Below are 287 nucleotides of genomic sequence, written 5' to 3' on the forward strand. Positions count from 1 at the left end.
CACCCCGTGAGGGTGCGTGGATTGAAACGCGGTCCTTGCTATTGGCATCAACTCCGGAGTCGGTCGCACCCCGTGAGGGTGCGTGGATTGAAACTTTTAGGACCTCGCCAATCTTATTCACGCATCGGCGTCGCACCCCGTGAGGGTGCGTGGATTGAAACTTTCCGCTGCGGCGTCAATCGTCGGAGCTTCGATGTCGCACCCCGTGAGGGTGCGTGGATTGAAACTCAAGTTGGCGTCGGTGCTCGGAAAGACAATCGATGTCGCACCCCGTGAGGGTGCGTGGA

The sequence above is a fragment of the Megasphaera sp. MJR8396C genome, assembly GCF_001546855.1.
Classification (GTDB): Bacteria; Bacillota; Negativicutes; order Veillonellales; family Megasphaeraceae; genus Megasphaera.